This window comes from Halomonas sp. MMSF_3323 (assembly GCF_030733595.1).
GTDB classification, from domain to species: domain Bacteria; phylum Pseudomonadota; class Gammaproteobacteria; order Pseudomonadales; family Halomonadaceae; genus Halomonas; species Halomonas litopenaei.
This window is the reverse complement of the sequence record NZ_JASHIT010000012.1, coordinates 21,304-40,078: the sequence shown is the minus strand read 5'-3', so window position 1 is coordinate 40,078 and position 18,775 is coordinate 21,304. Positions and strand designations below refer to the sequence as shown.

At 65.1% G+C, this 18,775-nt stretch carries 16 protein-coding genes; 11 read left to right on the top strand and 5 right to left on the bottom strand.

What is annotated here, in order from left to right:
• Window position 1: 1 nt before the first annotated feature.
• Window positions 2-865, bottom strand: coding sequence for a MurR/RpiR family transcriptional regulator (locus RBB39_RS08000; RefSeq protein WP_045995075.1), 864 nt, complete (start codon window positions 863-865; stop codon window positions 2-4).
• A gap of 213 nt (window positions 866-1,078) precedes the next feature.
• Here RBB39_RS08000 and RBB39_RS07995 point away from each other — a divergent pair, with 213 nt between their 5' ends.
• A complete protein-coding gene (locus RBB39_RS07995; RefSeq protein ID WP_083970679.1) occupies window positions 1,079-2,308 on the top strand; it encodes an amino acid deaminase in 1,230 nt (409 codons plus the stop codon).
• Window positions 2,309-2,510: 202 nt separating this feature from the next.
• Window positions 2,511-3,581, top strand: a complete 1,071-nt coding sequence (locus RBB39_RS07990; protein ID WP_306168999.1) for a DUF2235 domain-containing protein — start codon at window positions 2,511-2,513, stop codon at window positions 3,579-3,581.
• A gap of 138 nt (window positions 3,582-3,719) precedes the next feature.
• On the opposite strand, the gene RBB39_RS07985 is transcribed toward RBB39_RS07990, so the two are convergent.
• The 3 genes from RBB39_RS07985 to RBB39_RS07975 form a co-directional block, all read right to left on the bottom strand.
• A complete protein-coding gene (locus tag RBB39_RS07985) occupies window positions 3,720-5,210 on the bottom strand; it encodes a CoA-acylating methylmalonate-semialdehyde dehydrogenase (RefSeq protein ID WP_306168998.1) in 1,491 nt (496 codons plus the stop codon).
• A 93-nt stretch (window positions 5,211-5,303) separates the two neighbouring features.
• Window positions 5,304-6,587, bottom strand: coding sequence for a Xaa-Pro peptidase family protein (locus RBB39_RS07980; RefSeq protein ID WP_045991823.1), 1,284 nt, complete (start codon window positions 6,585-6,587; stop codon window positions 5,304-5,306).
• An 85-nt stretch (window positions 6,588-6,672) separates the two neighbouring features.
• Window positions 6,673-7,551 carry a hypothetical protein gene (locus RBB39_RS07975; RefSeq protein ID WP_045991824.1) on the bottom strand — a complete coding sequence of 293 codons (879 nt, stop codon included), beginning with the start codon at window positions 7,549-7,551 and terminating at the stop codon, window positions 6,673-6,675.
• Between the two features lie 105 nt (window positions 7,552-7,656).
• On the opposite strand from RBB39_RS07975, the gene RBB39_RS07970 reads away from it, so the two are divergent.
• The 4 genes from RBB39_RS07970 (at window position 7,657) to RBB39_RS07955 (ending at window position 11,831) form a co-directional block, all read left to right on the top strand.
• Complete coding sequence (locus RBB39_RS07970; protein ID WP_045991825.1) at window positions 7,657-8,538, top strand: LysR substrate-binding domain-containing protein; 882 nt, start codon at window positions 7,657-7,659, stop codon at window positions 8,536-8,538.
• Window positions 8,539-8,745: 207 nt separating this feature from the next.
• Window positions 8,746-8,970, top strand: coding sequence for a hypothetical protein (locus tag RBB39_RS07965; RefSeq protein ID WP_157033011.1), 225 nt, complete (start codon window positions 8,746-8,748; stop codon window positions 8,968-8,970).
• A 377-nt stretch (window positions 8,971-9,347) separates the two neighbouring features.
• Window positions 9,348-9,929 (top strand): manganese efflux pump MntP family protein, encoded by a 582-nt coding sequence (locus RBB39_RS07960; RefSeq protein WP_045991826.1) that lies wholly within the window; start codon window positions 9,348-9,350, stop codon window positions 9,927-9,929.
• 312 nt (window positions 9,930-10,241) lie between these two features.
• A complete protein-coding gene (locus RBB39_RS07955) occupies window positions 10,242-11,831 on the top strand; it encodes a hypothetical protein (RefSeq protein WP_306168997.1) in 1,590 nt (529 codons plus the stop codon).
• Window positions 11,832-12,021: 190 nt separating this feature from the next.
• Here RBB39_RS07955 and RBB39_RS07950 read toward each other — a convergent pair whose 3' ends face one another.
• The gene (locus tag RBB39_RS07950; protein WP_306168996.1) at window positions 12,022-13,296 is read right to left on the bottom strand and encodes an AGE family epimerase/isomerase; all 1,275 of its coding nucleotides are present in this window, start codon (window positions 13,294-13,296) and stop codon (window positions 12,022-12,024) included.
• 246 nt (window positions 13,297-13,542) lie between these two features.
• On the opposite strand from RBB39_RS07950, the gene RBB39_RS07945 reads away from it, so the two are divergent.
• From RBB39_RS07945 to RBB39_RS07925, 5 genes are all read left to right on the top strand, one after another.
• Window positions 13,543-14,256, top strand: coding sequence for a GntR family transcriptional regulator (locus RBB39_RS07945; protein WP_045991829.1), 714 nt, complete (start codon window positions 13,543-13,545; stop codon window positions 14,254-14,256).
• A gap of 144 nt (window positions 14,257-14,400) precedes the next feature.
• A complete protein-coding gene (locus tag RBB39_RS07940) occupies window positions 14,401-15,369 on the top strand; it encodes a C4-dicarboxylate TRAP transporter substrate-binding protein (protein WP_045991830.1) in 969 nt (322 codons plus the stop codon).
• 65 nt (window positions 15,370-15,434) lie between these two features.
• Window positions 15,435-15,926: a TRAP transporter small permease gene (locus RBB39_RS07935; protein ID WP_045991831.1), complete on the top strand. Its 492-nt coding sequence runs from the start codon at window positions 15,435-15,437 to the stop codon at window positions 15,924-15,926.
• A complete protein-coding gene (locus tag RBB39_RS07930; protein WP_083970262.1) occupies window positions 15,923-17,212 on the top strand; it encodes a TRAP transporter large permease in 1,290 nt (429 codons plus the stop codon). Before RBB39_RS07935 ends, RBB39_RS07930 begins: the two co-directional genes overlap by 4 nt.
• A 100-nt stretch (window positions 17,213-17,312) precedes the next feature.
• On the top strand, window positions 17,313-18,770 hold the full coding sequence (locus tag RBB39_RS07925; RefSeq protein ID WP_045991832.1) for a mannitol dehydrogenase family protein: 1,458 nt from the start codon (window positions 17,313-17,315) through the stop codon (window positions 18,768-18,770).
• The last annotated feature ends 5 nt before the right edge of the window (window positions 18,771-18,775 follow it).

Sequence of the window (18,775 nt, the reverse complement as noted above, 5' to 3'; positions counted from 1 at the left end):
GTCAGTCTCCCAGCGGCTGGCGATTGTCACCGCCGCGATGGTCATCAAGTGCAATCTTCAAACGCCTGAGCTTGGTGCGTGCCTGGTCGCGATGACGCATGGCCAGCTCCAGCGCCAGCACGTCGATGGCGGCCATCAACGCATAGCGCGACGCCGAAGGGTGAAGAATGAAATCGGTCTCCCGGGCGGCGATGGGCAGCACCACGTTGGCGGCGGCGGCAAGCGGAGACCCCACGGCGGTGATGGCGATCACCTGGGCTCCGTACTGACTGGCGATCTGGGCCGACTCGACCATCTCCGGCGTATAGCCGGACACCGACAGCACCACCACTACGTCCTCGGGCTCCAGGGTGGCGGCCACCATCCTCGGCAGCAGACCGTGAGGATAGGCGCTGACCGCATAGCCCAGGCGCATCAGGCGAAACTGCAGCTCCTGGCACATCACGCTGGAGCCGCCGCCACTGCCGAAGGTCAGGATCTGGCGGGCATTGTCGAGTCGCTCCACCGCGCCTTCGATATCGGCCTCGAACAGCAATTCGCGGTTGAGCGCCAGGGTCTGGGCGGCAACGTCGTAGACGATGCTCGATCCCCGGGCGGGATCGGCGTCCTCGATAAAGCGACGACCGGCCGCCAGGGCACGGGTCAGGCGCAGCTTGAGGTCACGCACGTTGTCGCAGTCCACCGAGCGGGCGAAGCGGGTCACGGTGGCGTCACTGACGCCTGATCGCCGGGCGATCTCGCTGATGCTGGCCTCTGCCACGAAGTCGATGTCGTCGAAGATCAGCTCCGCCACCTTGCGCTCCGACTCGCTCAGGGAGCGAACCACCGCGGTGATGCGCGACAGGATATCGATCTGTTGACTCACGGCTTGCCTCCCTCCGTTGCGACGTTGCCAGATCACGAAGCCTGTCCAGGGCCCTCGTCATCTGCGGTATCCTTACGCTATGTTAGTTTCTAACAACCATCCACCGTTTTTTGAAAATTTCCGACAATGGTCGTAGTCAGATCAATCTTCGAACATTGCCAATCGTCCAGCGCGGCGTAACATGAGCCGCGTTCCGCCTTCAGGAGAACTTCCATGGCCCACTCCCCCTCTTCCTCTTCCTTCGATGCCAAGGGCTGCCACAAGGGCACCCTGGAAACCGGCGACCGGCTGCTGGCCGACGTCAGCCTGCCGGCGGCGGTGATCCACCAAGCGCCGCTCGCCCACAATCTGGCATGGATGCAGGACTTCGCCCGCCGCCACGGCGCCGAGCTTGCGCCCCACGGCAAGACCACCATGACCCCGGCGCTATTCCGGCGGCAGCTAGAGGCCGGCGCCTGGGGCATCACCCTGGCCACCCTGCCCCAGTGCCGCGCCGCCTTCGCCGAGGGCGCGCAGCGACTACTGGTGGCCAACCAGATGGTCGGTCAGGCCAACATGGCCATCGCCGCAGACCTGATCCGCGCCGGCGCCGAGCTCTATGTCACCGTCGACAGCGCCGAGAACCTGGACCAATTAGGCGCCTTTTTCGGGGCGGCCGGCATCTCCCTGAATATCCTGATCGAGGTAGGCGTCGAAGGGGGAAGGTGCGGACTTCGCGATGATGACGAGGTAATGGCGCTGGCCCGCCGGGCGGCTACCCTGCCCGGCATAGCCCTGGCGGGTCTGGAGGGGTATGAGGGCGTGGTCCATGGCGACGATCCGGTGGCCGGTATTCGTCGCTACGCCCAGCGCCTGGTCGACGGCGTCAAGCGACTGGCCGACGAAGGCCTGGTCGATCGCGACAAGCCCATCGTCACGGCGTCGGGTTCGGCCTGGTACGACCTGATCGCCGAAGCATTCCGCGACGGTGGACTCGAAGGCCGCTTCACCCCGGTGCTGCGCCCGGGCTGCTACGTGGTCCACGACCACGGCATCTACCGCGAGGCCCAGGCCGGCGTGCTGTCCCGGCGCCAGGACCTGCACCAGGGGCTTGAGCCGGCGCTGGAGGTGTTCGCCCAGGTGCAGTCGCTGCCCGAGCCGGGGCTGGCCATCGTGGCACTGGGCAAGCGCGATATCGGCTTCGACCTGGCGCCCGAGGTGCTCAGGCGCTATCGCGAAGGCGGACAGGCCAGCGAGCAGCTGTCGGTGGAAGGCTGGCAAGTCGTCAAGCAGATGGATCAGCACACCTTTATCCAGCTACCGGACAGCGCCCGCGACGTGCGCATCGGTGACGTCCTGGCCTTCGGCGCTTCGCACCCCTGCATGACCTTCGACAAGTGGCGCCGGCTCCATCTGGTCGATGACGCGCTCAGGGTCGTCGATACCTGGGCGACGCGCTTCTAGACACTCTGACAAGCGAACGACCAAGGGGCGGGAGGAGGCCATCCACCCGCCCCGCTCCTGCAATCTTTGCCGCAGCGCTGACAGCACGACCAATCGACGCCCTTCGCCTCTGCGCTCAATTTTCCGGCCACGCCCCCGACATACACTGACAGCGACCACCGAGCTTCGCTCGGATCAAGAGGGCTGACAGCAAGGGAAGCCGATGGCCAAGAATGTCGCGCTGTTATTCGATGGCACCTGGCAGGTGCCGGACATGGACCTGGAAGACGGTGACACCAACACCAACGTCAGCCGGCTCTACCAGGCGGTGGCCGACAACCCCATGGCCGAGGGCGGTACCGTCAAGCGCTACTACCATGGCGTCGGCAGTGACCTGCACTGGTACGACCGCCTGGTGGCAGGCGCCACCGGACTCGGGCTATCGGAAATTCTGGTCGAGGCGTACGTGGAGCTTGTCGAACTGTTGCGCCCGGAAGACCGGCTGTTCCTGTTCGGCTTCAGCCGAGGCGCCTACACCGCGCGCAGCCTGAGCGGGATGCTTCACACCAGCGGACTGCTGCACCCCGAACACCGGCAGTTGGCGGGACGCGCCTACGCGCTTTACCGCGATCGAAGGCGTGGCCCGCAATCCGCCGAGGCTCGACGCTTCGCCTCGCGCTACGCCTGGGTGCCGGAGATCCACATGATCGGTGTGTGGGACACCGTGGGCAGCCTGGGGATTCCACTCAGGAGCTTTGCCGCCTTCAACCGCCGCCGATTCGAGTTCCATGACACCCGCCTGAGTCCGCTGGTGCGCCACGCCTACCAGGCGCTGGCGATCGACGAGCACCGCAAGGCCTTCGCCCCCACCCTGTGGTCGCCGCAGACCACCACCGCCACCCTCGAGCAGGTATGGTTTCCCGGCGCCCACTCCAACGTCGGCGGAGGCTACCGGGACCGCGTGCTGTCGGACGTCAGCCTGGACTGGATGATGGGCCGCGCCTGCGAACAGGGGCTGCCGCTGCTGCCTGACAGCCGCCCCTTGCTTGGTTCACCACCGAGCGAGGACGACATCGTCGACTCCTACCAGAGGTTTCTTTCGCGCCTCTATCGACTGATCTCGCCCCGGCGCTATCTGCGGCGCATCGGCTTTGCCTCCTTCGGCAACGAGACGCTGCACCCAAGCGTCGCCACCCGTCGTCTTGCCCTGCCCGGCTATCGCCCCGCCAACCCTATCCACCCGCGTCTTGCGGCGACGCCGCCATCCACCTCGACACCGACAGCCCCCGAGTGAGGGCGCGAGCGCCTGCCACGGATACGACAACGCCCACTCGCAAGGAGTGGGCGTTGTCGGTGGCCTGAGTCGCTCTCCCTCGTCGGGGGTCAGAGGCCGGCGCTGCGCTTGCAGGACGAGCCAGGCCTCGAGAGCGCGCTAGTTCGAGGGGAAGTTGAACTGCGCGCTTTCCCTGTCCTGGCTCCTCGGCCAGCGCTGGGAGATGGCCTTGCGCCGGGTGTAGAAGCGCACGGCGTCGGGGCCATAGGCATGCAGATCGCCGAACAGCGACTCCTTCCAGCCGCCGAAGCTGTGGAAGGCCACCGGCACCGGCAGCGGTACGTTGATGCCGACCATGCCGACCTCGATGGCGTCGGCGAAGCGACGCGCGGCCTCGCCATCCCGGGTGAACACGCAGGTGCCGTTGCCGTACTGGTGGGCGTTGATCAGCGCAATGGCCTCATCGTAGCTGGCGACACGCACGACGCACAGCACCGGCCCAAAGATCTCGTCGCGATAGACGCTCATCTCGGGCGTGACCCGGTCGAGCAGGCTCGCGCCCAGGAAGTAGCCCGGTGACGACTCGACCAGCGGATGCTCGCGCCCATCCACCACCAGCTCGGCCCCGGCGTCGATGCCCTGCTGGAGATAGCCCGCCACCTTGTCGCGGTGCCCGGCGTTGACCAGCGCACCCATATCCAGGCCGCGCTCGGTGCCGGCACCGATCTTGAGTTCCCGAGCCTCCTGCGAAAGCCGTTTCACCAGGGCATCGGCGGTGTCATCGCCGACACACACCGCCACGCTGATCGCCATGCAGCGCTCACCGGCACTGCCGTAGGCGGCCCCGATCAGGGTGCTGGCGGCGTTGTCCAGATCGGCATCGGGCAGTACCACGGCGTGGTTCTTGGCGCCACCGAGCGCCTGGACGCGCTTGCCATTCTCGGCGCCACGCTGGTAGATCGCCTTGGCCACCGGGGTCGAGCCGACGAAGGACACCGCCTTCACATCCGGCGCATCGATCAGCGCCTCGACCACCTCACGGTCGCCGTGGACCACGCTGAACAGGCCGTCGGGCAGACCGGCTTCGGTGAGCAGCTCGGCCATCTTGAGCGCCGCCGACGGCACCTGCTCGGAGGGCTTGAGGATAAAGGCGTTGCCGCAGGCCAGCGCCATCGGATACATCCACAGCGGCACCATGGCCGGGAAGTTGAACGGCGTGATCCCGGCCACGATGCCCAGCGGCTGATGATTGGACCAGGTGTCGATGGCCGGCCCGGCGTTGTGGGAATACTCCCCCTTGAGCAGCTCCGGCACGCCGCAGGCGTACTCGACGTTCTCGATACCGCGCTTGAGTTCGCCCATGGCGTCTTCAAGCACCTTGCCGTGCTCTTCGCTGACCAGCGCGCAGATCTCGTCGGCGTCACGCTCGAGCAGCGCCTTGAAGCGGTACATCACCTGGGCGCGCTTGGCCGGCGGCGTGTCGCGCCAGGCCGGCTGGGCGCGGCGGGCCGCCTCGATGGCACTCTCGACGGTAGCAGCGTCCCCCAGGGCGACACGACCGACCGGCTCGGCGGTGGCCGGGTTGATGACATCCAGATGGCGCTGCGACGGCTGTGACTCACCGCCGATCCAATGATTCACGTCTTTCATCAAAACTCTCGATATGACTTGCTGAAAAGGCGTCAGCGCCGGGCGGCCATCTCGCGTGGGGCCCGGCGCAGCATGGTACGCAGATGATGCGGCTCAGAACTGGCGGTCGAGCAGCGCCTCGTCGAAGGGATAGCGGGACAGCTTTTCCACACCGCTGTCGGTGATCAGCACTTCTTCTTCCAGCTTGACCCCGTCGGCGGCACCCACCTCGCCGATGTAGCTCTCCACGGACACCACCATGCCGGGTTCGAGAACGCCATCCTTGGAGAAGCGATCGAAGTCCATATGGTGGGCGACCAGCGGGGTTTCACCGTGCATGCCGACGCCGTGGATGATGGAGGGATAGCGACGGTCGAGGAAGCGCTCGGGGATCTTCCAGGCCTGCTCGGCGATCTCGCGATAGCTCATGCCCGGCTTCAAGATGCCCATGTTGTGGTGCACCTGGTCGTAGGCCATGCGATACAGCTCCTTCTGGTAGGCGCTGGGGCGATTGGGGCCGACGTGGAAGGTCCGCGAGAAGTCCGAATAGTAGCCGTGACAACCGATGGTATCGGTGTCCAGCGCCACCAGTTCGCCCGGACGAATGACCCGGTCACTGGCCTCATTGAACCAGGGGTTGGTGCGCGGGCCGGACGACAGCAGACGGGTCTCGATGAACTCGCCGCCCTGACGGATGACGTTGCCGTACATGATCGCGAACAGCTCGTTCTCGGTGATGCCCGGCTTGATCGCCGCCTCGACCTCGGCCACCGCAGCCTCGCTGCCGGCCATGGACTGGGCCAGACAGGCGATCTCCTCGGGGGTCTTGATGCGCCGGCAGTGCAGGGTGTCCTGCATGCAGTCGAAGACCTCGAGGCCCTGGGCCTCGAGTGAGCGCGCCAGGTTGAGCGCACAGCGATCCAGCCCGATCTTGCGGTTGCCGCGTCCGTGCTCTTCGATCAGTTCGGCGATCTCAACACCGAAGGGGTCCGAAGAGAGGTTGTCGCGCTGGTTGACGGCGGACCACACCACCTTGGACGTGCGCGATTCATCGATGGTCTCGAGCCAGGTAGAGACGTGGGCGCTGCCCGGGTACTCGAACAGGATCACCGGCCCTTCCAGGGGCACATAGATGTAGCGGGTCGAGTTGCGCAGGAAGTAGCCGAACATGTTGCGCGAACCGGTGGCATAGCGCTGGTTGTTGGGGTCGAACAGCACCATGGCGGCGTAGCCTTGCTCCGCCATCGTCGCGCGCAGCCGCGCCAGGCGCCCGGCGCGCAGCTGCCTGGGATCGAAGGCGGTGGGGATGCTGTCGCCGTTGGCCATCGGCGCAGAGGGCACGACCGGAATATGGTCCGGCTCGTTGTCGGTCAGGTTGTCGAAATCGACGATGCTCATGTCAGGGTCCTGTTCGCAGTCGCGAGGGTCACAAGATGTTCGGGCCGAGCATCTTCACGCTCGGCCCCGATGTGGTGTGTCAGGCTCAGTCGGCCAGGGAATCGCTGCGATTCATGCCTTCCTTCAACAGGGTCTCGTGAATCGGCGCCATGCGTCCGAAGATGCGCTGGGCACGCTCGGGGCGACCGATGAAGCCGGGTTCCTTGGCGTAGGCGAAGATCACGGTGTGACGCTCCTTCTCGCCTTCCACCGGCGTCACCCGGTGCAGCGAATAGCGGCCGAAGAATACCTGCAGGTCACCCGGTTGAAGGTCCAGCGCCTTGAGCCGCGAACGATCGCCGTCCAGCACCTGCTCGACCTCGTCGAAGTTCTCACCCTCGGGGCTGCGGATGCCCGGGGCATACTCGAACCGGCCACCGCCGTGGGACTGGCGGGTCATCATGGTGACGATGAACTCGTTGGTGTCGTAGTGCCAAGGATGCTGGCAGCCCTCTCTCAGCACGTTGACCACCAGGTCCGCCAATGGGTCGGCGTATTGATGAATCTCTTCCATGCCCACGACAGTGGCGATAAAGCGCTGGAAGTCCGGGTGCTGGTAGACCTGGCGAATGATGGTGTCTTCGCCGATGCGATCGCCGGCGACAAAGCCGTTGGTGCGATCGTCGAAGCGATTGAGCGGATGGCGGGCCGGGCGCTCGGGATCGCCGGCATTGTTGTAGGGGTTGGTCTCGGTCTGGTTGTAGTGCGCCTCGGGCGACAGCCGCTCGGTCTCGCGCTCCAGCCGCGCCAACGCCTCCTCGGGGACAAAGTTCTTGAGTACCACACAGCCATCGTCGGCCAGCTGTTCGTGACAGCGCTGGATCAGCGCCCGTCCGGACTCGCCGTCCAGGTCATGAATCGGGTAGTGCTCAAGGTCGATCAGACCGTCCAGCGAGGAAGTGGTGGGCGCATCGGTGGCCTGCATGAGGAACTCCTGCCTGTCTCAAGTGATGTTGGACAGGATAGAGAGCGCCTCTTCATAATAGAAATGAATGGTTGAGATATCACTTATTTCAAAGGCTCATCGATTATGGATACCGACCTGCTCCGCGCCTTCGTCACCGTGGCCGAGTGCCAGGGCTTCAGCGCCGCCGGCCGCGTGCTGCACCGGACCCAGTCCGCCGTCAGCCTGCAGATCAAGCGACTGGAGGACCAGATGCACAAGTCGCTGTTCGAGCGCACCAGCCGCAGCGTGCTGCTGACGTCCGACGGTGAACGGCTGCTGCCCTATGCGCGACACATGCTGACGCTGGAGGACGAGGCCAGGGCGGCACTCGGCGACCGCCAGCACGGCGAGAAGATTCGTATCGGCACCTCCGAGGAACAGGCCAGCGCCTACCTGCCGGAACTGCTGCCCCGGTTCGCCGAGGCCTATCCGCATACCCGCATCGAGGTCATCTGTGGCATCAGTGCCGACCTGGTGGACAGCTTCCAGCAGGGCCTGCTCGACGTGGTCCTGTCGATCCGCCACGGACCGACGCAATCGGGCCAGTTGCTCGGCTGGGAACCCATGGTGTGGGTCGCGGCAGAAGATGCCGATCCTACCCGTGGCAGCCGACTGCCCCTGGCACTGAATCCCGAAGGCTGCATCTTTCGCGCCCACGCCCTCGCCGCCCTGGGGCGTCAGGAACGCGCCTGGGAACTGCGTTACTCGAGCCAGTCCCCCACCGGCATCAACCTGCCGGTCCAGGCGGGGCTCGCGATCACCGTCAAGACACCCCGCAGCGTACCGGCGGGCTGTCGGATTCTCGGCGAGGAGCAGGGCCTGCCGGCGCTCGGCCAGGTGGAAATCGAGATGCACCGGCGCCCCGGACATGCGAGCGACGCCTTCAACACCTTCTGCCAACAGCTCGAGGAGGTCGTCACCCACAACGACGCAGTCGCCGTGCCCGAGTTTCAGGACCAGGCCTGAGCCTGGCTCGACCGCGTGTCGGTCGAATGCCTGAGTCGCAATATCATGATCGTGACGGATTAATGGTTTGATTACCTCGTCATTACAGGCGAACTACCCCCTGATCCCTATATCGCCACAAGGAGAGATACGCCACACTTCAATAACCAGGATTCTCCGATGGTCTCGCCTGCCCGGCGGTGCCCTTGTCCTGGTCCGGAGATGACAGTGACCACGCCATTTGACGACTCCCTCGAACCTCGGGCTTCCCAGTTTGCATCGGTTGGAATGGATGGAATGGAGCTCCTTGAACAGGAACTCGAACACCTCAGAGCTCGGCATCTAAAGCTTCGCGAAGAGGTCGCAGCCATTCGCCACTATGCCGGCGACAACCTGCCCGCCAAGGCCGGCCTCGTCATCGTAAAGATGCTGGAAGACGCCTTGAAATCCTGACCGTCTTCTCTTCCCGAGAACCAACATTCTTGCCGCTGCCAATGCATCTTCTTGCTCGTTTATCGGGGAAAGGGCCTCGACGACCTTGCCGCTTTGTCGCGCCTCGGGATTACCCGCCAGCGGGCAATAGTGCGCCTCTGGCCTCTCCTTTTCTTGCCGCTGCCATAAGGTATAGTCACGGCTATATGTCTTTGTTTTGGCTTAAACTTGCAGCCTAGGTAAAGAGTTGCATCTGTCAGCCTGCGCGCTAATATCGCCATGCAAATTCGCTATCGTGTCCATAGCCAACGCCCGGAATATCGGCCGTGACGCTGCGCACGAGGCTCTTTCAGCGACATCACGTATTTTCAACAGGCAACCGCCGGATTCGCACCTTCATGACGCCCACTTCGACCCTGCTGCTCGCCTTCTCGCTATCTTCCGATGCCTTTGCCGCCTCGGTCAGCAAGGGTGCCTGCGTGCGTCGGCTGCGTTTCGTGGTGGCCCTGCAGACCGGCCTGCTGTTTGGTCTGGTGGAAGCCACGACGCCAATTATCGGCTGGCTGCTCGGCACCAGCGCCTATGACACCATTGCCCACTGGGATCACTGGATCATCTTCTTCCTGCTGCTCGCCCTGGGCGGCAAGATGATCCACAGTGGCCTCGCTCCCGCCCCCAAGGACTGCGCCAGCTGCGATTGCGGCACGACCAGCGATCGCACCCGCTGGTGGCTGATCATCGCCACCGCGATCACCACCAGCCTGGACGCCATGGCGGTGGGCGTAGGTCTGGCGTTCATGAACGCCAACATCTGGGTGACGGCACTGGCGATCGGTGGCGCCACCACCCTGATGGCGACCCTGGGCATGCTGCTGGGACGCCGGCTCGGCAAGACGGTGGGGCCGCGTGCCGAGATCCTCGGGGGGCTGGTCTTGATCGCCATCGGCGCCACCACTCTGTATCACCACCTGCTCGCCTGATCCTCTTGCCCGGTCGACCCTGTCGCGATCCCGGGCAGGTTAACTGCCAATGACTCGCTCCTAGCGCTCATCCATGCCGGCAACACGCCTGCTCTAGCAAAGTTCGTCCACGATCTCGCCCGTTTTGTCGATAGTCTGGTGCACTATTGCCGGTATCAGACGGCTGGACACCTCATGATCCTCAAGCCCAGCGCACAGGCGGCTCGATTGCCACGATGGATAGCGGTAACCGTTCTGGCCGTTCTGCTGACCGGCTGCGCTGAGCACTCCCCTTTCTCGCCAGCAGCATCCGCCACCAGACCAGCCACCGAGATGACGTCAGCCCCCCTTGCGGGTCACGGCTTCCAGTCGTCGGTACAGATCGTTCAGCGTGATCAGATTTCAGGCGACCAACAGCACCTTTCGGCCAGCCCGGCGCTGCCCAGCGCCTCCCGTTCCGCCGAGCTGGTGGCCGGGGGGATCGGACGGATGACCGCCAACCAGCTCACGACTCAAGGAACCGCCGTGGCCCGTGCTGTCGGTGCCAACGGATGGGCCAGCGCTACCGAGTCCGCCCTGGCAAGCACCGGGGCCTACCTTGAGGGACCACTGGGGGGATCTCTGGAAGCGGTTGAGGGTGTGCTCGACAGCGTCGCTGCTCTGCCGTTACTGCATCGCTTCGATGACCGGCTGCAGCGGGTGCTGTCACTGGACCGCTATCGACGTCGCCTGACCAGCACGCTGGGCATCGGACAGCAGGAACTCGATCTCGAGGAGCCATGGGGCGATCTTGAGCAGTCACTGACCACCCGAGTGGCTAGCGCTATCCAGCTCGGCCTGGAACCGATCCTGATCACCTCCGACTCCTTGCTGTGGCCAAGCCTGGCGGCGGACCTGATCGTCGCCGGAGGCGATGCGCTGTCAGACGTCAGCGCCACCACCGGCAACGCCCTGGTCGACGCCTCCGCCAGTGGGCTGAGTCGTGCCGGCCAGTGGGTCGCCCTGGCCGGTCAGGTGCTGGGAGGCCAGCGTGATGAGACCAGCCTGCAAGGGGTGGCGGCGCGCACGGCGCTGCGCCATGGCGGGATCAGCCACAGCGGCATCCCCCGGCTGGATGAGCAGGCCGTCGTCGGACTGGTCGAGAGTATCGGAAACGATGAGCGCAGCACGCTCACGGCAGCGGCGGACCTGGGCCGAGGCAGCCTGAGTCAGATGCTGGCCACCGAGGCGGTGGGCCTGACCGGTGAGTTCGGCGTCATGGTCACGCGTCCCGGCGACATGCTCGACGACCGGGTGACACTCGCCCTGGCCCCGGCCCAGCAACTGGGCGACATGTCGGCCAATCTGTCATCGCTGGTAGGCGACACTCGCACCACCCTCGAGGAGGTCGGACGGCTGGTCGATGCCGGCCAGGACCTGTCCGGGCGTTTGCAGGGTCTGGTGCTGGCGGACAGCCTGGACAGTGGTGTCACGACCCTTGGGCGCGTCGATCAGGGCCTCGACAGGACCGGCAACCGGCTGCTGCCCCTGGCCGACACCCTGGTCGAGGGGCTGGCGCAGGCCGATACCCGCATCGAGACGCTGGCCGATCGCCTGGGAGGCACGCTTGACCCCGTCACCAGCGCCCAGCAGGACGGCGTCAACCGCCTGGCGGACGCCGTGGTGCAGGCGCCGATGTCCAGTCGCCCGTTAAGCGAACTGGGAGACGCCGTGGTCGCACTGGGCGACGGCATGCGCCTTGCGCCGATCGCCGCCGGGCTCGACTGGATGATGGTGGTGCCGGTACCCGGGCGCGAAGGCCCGCTCGCAGGCGACGCACCTGCCGACTCGCCAACCGCCGGCACAGACACCGACCGGAGTCCCGGCCACCCCACCGTCGACGGCCACGCCCTCGCCGGCTCCCGCGCTGACCATATGCCCTGAGAAGCCGTTGCCTCCGTGGCCTGAGCACGCCGCCACGGCAGCGCCATCTTCGCTTCAAGCTCCCGGGCATCTCAGGCGACAGCAGCGGCTGCAGCACCGGCTACCCGATCGATTTCCTTTAAAGCAGAGCCTGTTGAAACGTTGCTCAGACAGGCCCTCTCCAGCACGACCCTGTCTGGATCAACCCTGCCTATATCAACCCACCCCAGGGCGAATGGGCCAGAGCGCTGGCCGGCGTCGGCGCCAGCGGCAGGAGGGGCAGCAGGGTCGCCTGAAAGGCGTGATAGATATCCGGCTTGCCTTCCGGCCAGTAGCGCGCGCGGGGCTGGCTGCTCTCGTCGAGTTCGTGAATCCAGCCCCCCCGGTCATGATCGATGATGTGGCGATCGATGTAGGCCCACCAGGTGGCGTACCAGTCGGCATACTGCTGACGCCCGGTGCGCACCAGCAGCGCATGCGCCGCCCCCACCGCCTCGCTGGTGACCCAGTGGCGACGGGCGGTGATCACCGGACGCTTGTCCCAGTCCAGGGTGTAGACGAAGCCCGGCTGCCCGTCAGCCTGCCAGCCATGCTTGGCGGCGGCGGCAAACAGCCCTTCGGCGTCCTCCAGCAGCCAGGCCGGCGCTGGTCGTCCGTGCCTCAGGCACGATGCCTCCAGATTGAGCAGCAGGCGCGACCATTCCAGCGAATGTCCGGGCGTCAGGCCGAAGGGCCGGAACTGATCGGCGGGCAGGTCCTTGTGAAAGTCGTAGAGCACCGTCATCCGGCAATCGAAGTGCTCGGGGACCAGGTAATCATGCTGGCGGGCGTGGGTGTGAATAAAGCGCTCGGCGATCGCCACCGCACGATCGAGCCAACGTAGCTCTCCGGTAGTATCGCACAGCGCCAGATAGGCCTCTATCGAGTGCATGTTGCTGTTGGCACCGAGATAGTCGTCGAGCTGCGTCCAGTCCCGCTCGTAGCTTTCCAGGCACAGCCCCATGTCGTCCGACCAGAAGTGGCGGTCGATGACGTCGATGGCCCGATCCAGCAGTTCGCGGGTTTCGCGACTGCCCAGCGCCATATGCGCCGACGAGGCGGCCAGCGCCACGAAGGCGTGGGTATAGGCGTGCTTGATGGTGGCGGCGCCGGGCTCCTGCTGTCCCTGGTACCAGCCTCCGTGTTGCTCGTCGGCGAGCAGCCCAAGCCCGGCGATGCCGTGTTCGACCTTGGCGCGGGCGAAGGGCACGCCGAGGCGGTGGGCGAGCGAGAACACATGGGTGAGTCGCGCGGTCTGCAGGGTCGTTACCGGCCTCGCGGCGTCCAGCTTGCCCTCGATATCGAGCCAGCCGTAGCCGCCCTGGGGGTGTTCGGCGGCGGCGCCGAACTCGAGCAGGCGCATCCCGGTCTTGGCGAGCCAGCGGCGGTGTTCGTCCTTGCGCAATAGACAGTCGTCCGGTGCAGCGATGTAGGTGGGATGTGACATGGCGTCCTCCGGGGTGACGAATCAAGGTGGCGAGTCGAGATGAGACCAAAGTGCTATACGTCCAGGCCTGACAGCGCGCTTTCGCTACCCTAGTATGACTACCATACAAGTCATATCAGACCAAAGCTCAAAGGCCTGACGCCTTAACGGCTCAAGGCTTCAACGGCCTCAAGGCTCAGAAGCCGGAAAGCTGAAAAGTCGAAAAGCTGGAAAGACTGAAACGCTCAACAACAGGTAGGTGCCCCCATGCTGACCCCCGCAATCGCTGAACTCTGGGAACAGGATGCCGCCGGTGGATCGGTGCGTCAGCGGCTCTACCGCGTACTTAGACTCGCCATCATCCGGATGCAGTTCGCCCCTGGCCAGGCACTGTCCGAGAAGGAGATTTCCGACGCCTTCTCGGTCAGCCGACAGCCGGTACGCGAAGCCTTTATCCGCCTGTCCGAGGCAGGTCTGGTCGACGTTCGACCACAACGCGGCACCTATGTCGTTGGCATCTCGCAGAAGTCGGTGCGCGAAGCGCGCTTCGTCAGGGAGGCGGTCGAAACCGCCGTCAGCGCCTCCGCCGCCAGGCAAGGGCTCGCCGACAAGGTGATCTACGAGCTGCGGGATCTGATCGAACGCCAGATTCGCTGCGCCAGCAGCGGCCAGTATGACCAGTTCTTCATCCTCGACGAGGACTTCCACCGCGTGCTCGCCCTTGGCGCCGGACACGAGACCGCCTGGCGCGTCATCGAAGAGGTCAAGGCACAGCTCGACCGGGTGCGCTACCTCAGCGTGCCTGACACCACGCCCTTCGAAAAGCTGGTCCAGCAGCACGCCGACATTGTCGATGCCATCGAACAGAGAGACGAAGACAAGGCCCGCCAGGCCATGCTGGTGCATCAAAGCGAGATCCTGATCTCCCTGCCCCAGATGGTGCAGCGCTTTTCGTCGATCTTCGAGGACACCAACGGCTGATCGTTATCTACCCGGCAGACGTCTCTCATGGGCAAGGGCCAGCCGGCCCCTGCCCTGCGGCCTGCCGGGCCACTCCCCCGGAAGCAACTGCAACAGCAACGACAACAACTGAAGCGACAACAACAAGTGATAAGGAGACGCCCCATGTTCAAGAAGTCTGTCATTCTCGCCGCCGCTGTCCTCAGCAGCACCCAGGCCCTTGCCGCCTACGAACTGAACCTGTCCACCGCCCAGAGCAGCCAGGACCCCATGGTCAAGGCGATGGAAAACGCCGCCGAACGGATCGAGGAAAGAAGCGAGGGCGAAGTCACCCTGAACATCTTCTCCAGCAGCCAGCTCGGCGCCGACAACGACATGATCGAGCAGATCCGCAACGGCGCCAACATCGCGGTACTGACGGACGCAGGCCGCCTGTCCGAGTTTCAGCCTGAGCTCGGGATTCTTGCTGCGCCCTACCTGGTCGAGAGCCACGAGGACTACGACCGCATCACCTCTTCCGAGCCCTACCTCGAGTGGGTCGAGCTGCTGGCGGAAAACACCGGCATGCGCCTGATGAACTACAACTGGTTCCAGGGCACCCGCCAGATGTTCACCCAGAAGCCGATCGAAGGTCCCGAGGACCTCGACGGTGTGCGCATCCGCACCATCAACTCCCCGGGCTGGATCAAGACCATCGAAGGCATGGGCGCGACCCCGGTACCGCTGCCCTGGTCGGAAATCTACTCGGCCATCCAGCTCGGCACCATCGACGGCGCCGAGGCGCAGTTGACCGGCGCCCACGGCCTGCGGCTGCAGGAAGTGACCAGCAACGTCACCCTGACCAATCACATCCACCTGATGACGGGCCTGCTGGTTTCCGAGCGCTGGTACCAGGAGCTTCCCGACGAGCTGCGCTCCATGCTCGACGAAGAGCTCAAGAAGGCCGGTGACGAAGCCACCCAGATGACGGTCGACGCCCAGGCCGATGTGCGCAAGGAGATGGAAGAGGCCGGCGTCGAGTTCGCCGAGGTCGACACCGAACTGTTCAGCAGCCAGATGCAGGCGGTTTACGACGACATGGGCTGGACCGAACTGCGCGAGCAACTCGAGCCTGTGCTCAGCGCCGGCGAATAACCCCCCCTCAAGACCTGATCCAAGCGTCCACCGCTGCCGATGCCGGCAGCGGCTGGGGAGGACCCATGTGGAAGCACTATGACACTTTCGAGGAGTGGCTGGCCGTCGCGCTGCTGTTTCTCACCGCGGCCAGCATCCTGTTCAGCGCCACCACCCGGGCCATGGGCAACCCCATGCTCGGCGGCGCCGAACTGGCCCAGCTGTTCTTTATCTGGGCCTGCATGTTCGGCGCAGATATCACCCTGAAGAAAGGAGGCCAGATTCGGGTCGATGCCCTGCTGACCCGGCTGCCCCGATCAGGCCAGTGGCTGGCGAACCTGGTGACGGTGGGACTGATGATCGTCTTTCTGGCTTGCCTGGCACGCTATGGTTTCTCGCTGGCGTTCTCCAACTGGCAGCGTCCCCTCGGCTTTGCCGGGATCAGCTACGGCTACGTGACGCTGGCACTGCCCGTAGGCGCCGTTATGATGATCGTCTCGCTGGTCAGGCGGCTTGCCGCGGTCGGCATTGTTCAGGCGCTGGAGCCCGACAGCGACCAGCAGGAGCAGCTTCTGTGACGACACTCGCCATCCTGATTCTCGGCCTGGTACTGATGGCCATCGGCATGCCGGTCGCCTTCGCCATCGGCATGGCCGGTTTTACCTATTTCCTGTTGCCCGAGACCTTCCTGCCGACCAGCACGGCGGTACAGCGGATCGTCTCGGCCAGTCAGTCCTTTCCGCTGCTGGCGGTGCCGCTGTTCATCCTGATCGGGCACCTGATGAACGCCAGTGGCATTACCCCACGTCTGCTGCGCCTGGCCACCCTGCTGACCGGCTGGATGACCGGCGGTCTGGCCCAGTCGAGCCTTGCCCTGAGCGCTATGATGGGGGGCATCTCCGGCTCGGCGGTGGCCGATGCGGCGATGCAGTCCCGGGTGCTGGGCGGCAACCTGATCGCACGGGGCTATTCGCCGGGCTTCACCGCCGCCCTGCTGTCCATCGGCGGGCTGATCACCGCCACCATTCCGCCGAGTATCGGCCTGATCATCTACGGCTTCCTCGGTGAGGTGTCGATCGGCCGGCTGTTCATCGCCGGCGTGGTGCCGGGCATCCTGCTGCTGGTGGCGCTGATGATCGCCACCAGCGTGATGTCGCACCGGCGCGGCTACGTGCCAGAACTCGAGAAGGCGCCGTCGCTGGGCGAAGTCTGGCAGGCGACCAGGAGCAGCATCTGGGCGCTGCTGTTCCCGGTATGGCTGCTGGTGGGCATCCGCTACGGCCTGTTCACCCCGTCCGAGGCCGGCGCCTTCGCCATCGTCTACGCCATCGTGGTGGGCTGCTTCATCCACCGGGAGCTGACCCTGACGTCGATCATCGATGCCTTCCGTGCTGGTGTCCGCGACGTCGGCATGATCATGCTGATCATCATGTTCTCCGGCGCCATCAGCTACGTGGTGTCCTTCGAACGAGTACCGCAGACCATCACCGAGGTCACCCTCGGGGTGTTCGAAAGCCCCACCACCCTGCTGCTGGTGCTGTCGCTGTTGCTGATCGTGCTGGGCATGCTGCTGGAGGCGACGGTGGTGGTCATGCTGCTGGCCCCCATCCTGGTACCGGTGATCAAGGCCGCCGGCATCGACCCGGTGCACTTCGGCCTGTTGATGATGACGCTGGTGACCTTCGGCGGCATGACGCCACCCGTCGGGGTGTCGATGTACACGGTGTGCGGCATTCTGCGCTGCTCCTTCATTTCCTACACCCGGGAAATGCTGCCCTTTGCCCTTGCCGTGTTCGCCGTGGTGCTGGCCATCATCTTCTTCCCGCAGATCGTGCTGTTTCTGCCCGACTATCTGATGGGATAGCGGATGCACCAGGATGTAGTGAAGCGGACATGTCAGACACCGGCACCACACAACCGACCGAGCCTGCGGGCCTTCCTCCGGGACTGAGGTAGAGAACAAGATGACCCACTTCGTCGAAGCACCGAACTTCGCCTGCGACATCGGTATCGTCCACCTGGGACTCGGTGCCTTTCACCGTGCCCACCAGGCGGTCTATCTGGCGCGCTATCTCGAGCGCAGCGGTGACACCGCCTGGGGGCTGTGCAGCGCCAACCTGCGCTCCAGCGTCGGCCTGGTCGATGGGCTGCGTGCGGCGGGCCATCGCTACCATGTGGCCGAGTTCACCGATAGCGACAACGTCACGCTCAGAGAGATCGGCGTGATTCAGCAGACGCTGTTCACCGGCCGAGACAGCGAAGGCCAGCAGGGCCGGGATCTGGAAGCACTGCTGACGCGATTGACGTCTTCCAAGGTACGCATCGTGACCCTGACGGTGACCGAGAAGGGCTACTTTCTCAGCCCGACCAGCGGCGATCTGCTTGTCGACGATGCGATGATCAAGGCCGACATTGCCTCACCGAACACACCGCAGACCGCCCCCGGTATCCTGGTCGAGGCGCTGGCCCGCCGTCGCGCCGCCGGCCTGCCCCCCTTCACCGTGCTGTCCTGCGACAATATGCCGGACAACGGCCGCCGCACGCGCAACGCCATCGTGCAGCTCGCCGCCCTGCGCGACAGCGACCTGGCCGACTGGATCAGCGACCAGGTGGCGTTTCCCTGCAGCATGGTCGACCGCATCGCGCCGGCCATGACCGACGCCGACTTCGCCCGGCTGGGCGAGCTGGGAGTCGAGGATCCCAACGCGGTGGTGTGCGAGGCCTTTTCCCAATGGGTCATCGAGGATGACTTCCCCCAGGGCCGGCCCGACTGGGAAGCCGAAGGGGTCGAGATGGTCTCCGAGGTGGCCCCCTTCGAGACCATGAAGCTGCGCATGCTCAACGGCAGCCACTCACTGCTGGCCTACCTGGGCGCCATCGATGGCGTCGAGACGGTCTACGATGCGGTCAGCCGCCCCGAGTTCCGCGCCCTGCTGCGTCGTTACATGCTCAAGGAAGCGGCGACAACGCTGCACATGCCGGACGGGGTCGACCTCGAACGCTACGCCGACGAGTTGCTGGCCAGGTTCGCCAACGACAGTCTGCGCCATCGGCTGGCTCAGATCGCCATGGACGGCAGCCAGAAACTGCCCCAGCGCTGGCTTCACGGCGCCCTCGAGCGGCTGCAGGACGGCCACGAGGTACCCTGCACCGCACTGGGGCTGGCCGCCTGGGTACGCTACACCTCCGGCGTCTCGCTCGACGGCCAGCCACATGAGGTGAGCGACCCGCTGGCATCGCGCTTCATCGAGCTGCATGAACGTCACGGCGATGACCCTGAAGCGCTGGTGGCGGCCTTTCTGGCCCAGCAGGACATCGTCCCTGCGGCCCTGGCGGCGCAGCAGGGATTTGCCGATGCTGTCACCGATGGCTACCGCCGACTGATCAATACCGGGCTTGCGGCGTCACTGAGCACCCTCTAGCCGGG

Bases quoted from the DNA above. Each gene is read 5' to 3' on its own strand.
- RBB39_RS07995 (WP_083970679.1), top strand. From the start codon at position 1,079: ATGGCCCACTCCCCCTCTTCCTCTTCCTTCGATGCCAAGGGCTGCCAC.
- RBB39_RS07990 (WP_306168999.1), top strand. From the start codon at position 2,511: ATGGCCAAGAATGTCGCGCTGTTATTCGATGGCACCTGGCAGGTGCCG.
- RBB39_RS07985 (WP_306168998.1), bottom strand. From the start codon at position 5,210: ATGAAAGACGTGAATCATTGGATCGGCGGTGAGTCACAGCCGTCGCAG.
- RBB39_RS07980 (WP_045991823.1), bottom strand. From the start codon at position 6,587: ATGAGCATCGTCGATTTCGACAACCTGACCGACAACGAGCCGGACCAT.
- RBB39_RS07975 (WP_045991824.1), bottom strand. From the start codon at position 7,551: ATGCAGGCCACCGATGCGCCCACCACTTCCTCGCTGGACGGTCTGATC.
- RBB39_RS07970 (WP_045991825.1), top strand. From the start codon at position 7,657: ATGGATACCGACCTGCTCCGCGCCTTCGTCACCGTGGCCGAGTGCCAG.
- RBB39_RS07960 (WP_045991826.1), top strand. From the start codon at position 9,348: ATGACGCCCACTTCGACCCTGCTGCTCGCCTTCTCGCTATCTTCCGAT.
- RBB39_RS07955 (WP_306168997.1), top strand. From the start codon at position 10,242: ATGACGTCAGCCCCCCTTGCGGGTCACGGCTTCCAGTCGTCGGTACAG.
- RBB39_RS07950 (WP_306168996.1), bottom strand. From the start codon at position 13,296: ATGTCACATCCCACCTACATCGCTGCACCGGACGACTGTCTATTGCGC.
- RBB39_RS07945 (WP_045991829.1), top strand. From the start codon at position 13,543: ATGCTGACCCCCGCAATCGCTGAACTCTGGGAACAGGATGCCGCCGGT.
- RBB39_RS07940 (WP_045991830.1), top strand. From the start codon at position 14,401: ATGTTCAAGAAGTCTGTCATTCTCGCCGCCGCTGTCCTCAGCAGCACC.
- RBB39_RS07935 (WP_045991831.1), top strand. From the start codon at position 15,435: ATGTGGAAGCACTATGACACTTTCGAGGAGTGGCTGGCCGTCGCGCTG.
- RBB39_RS07925 (WP_045991832.1), top strand. From the start codon at position 17,313: ATGACCCACTTCGTCGAAGCACCGAACTTCGCCTGCGACATCGGTATC.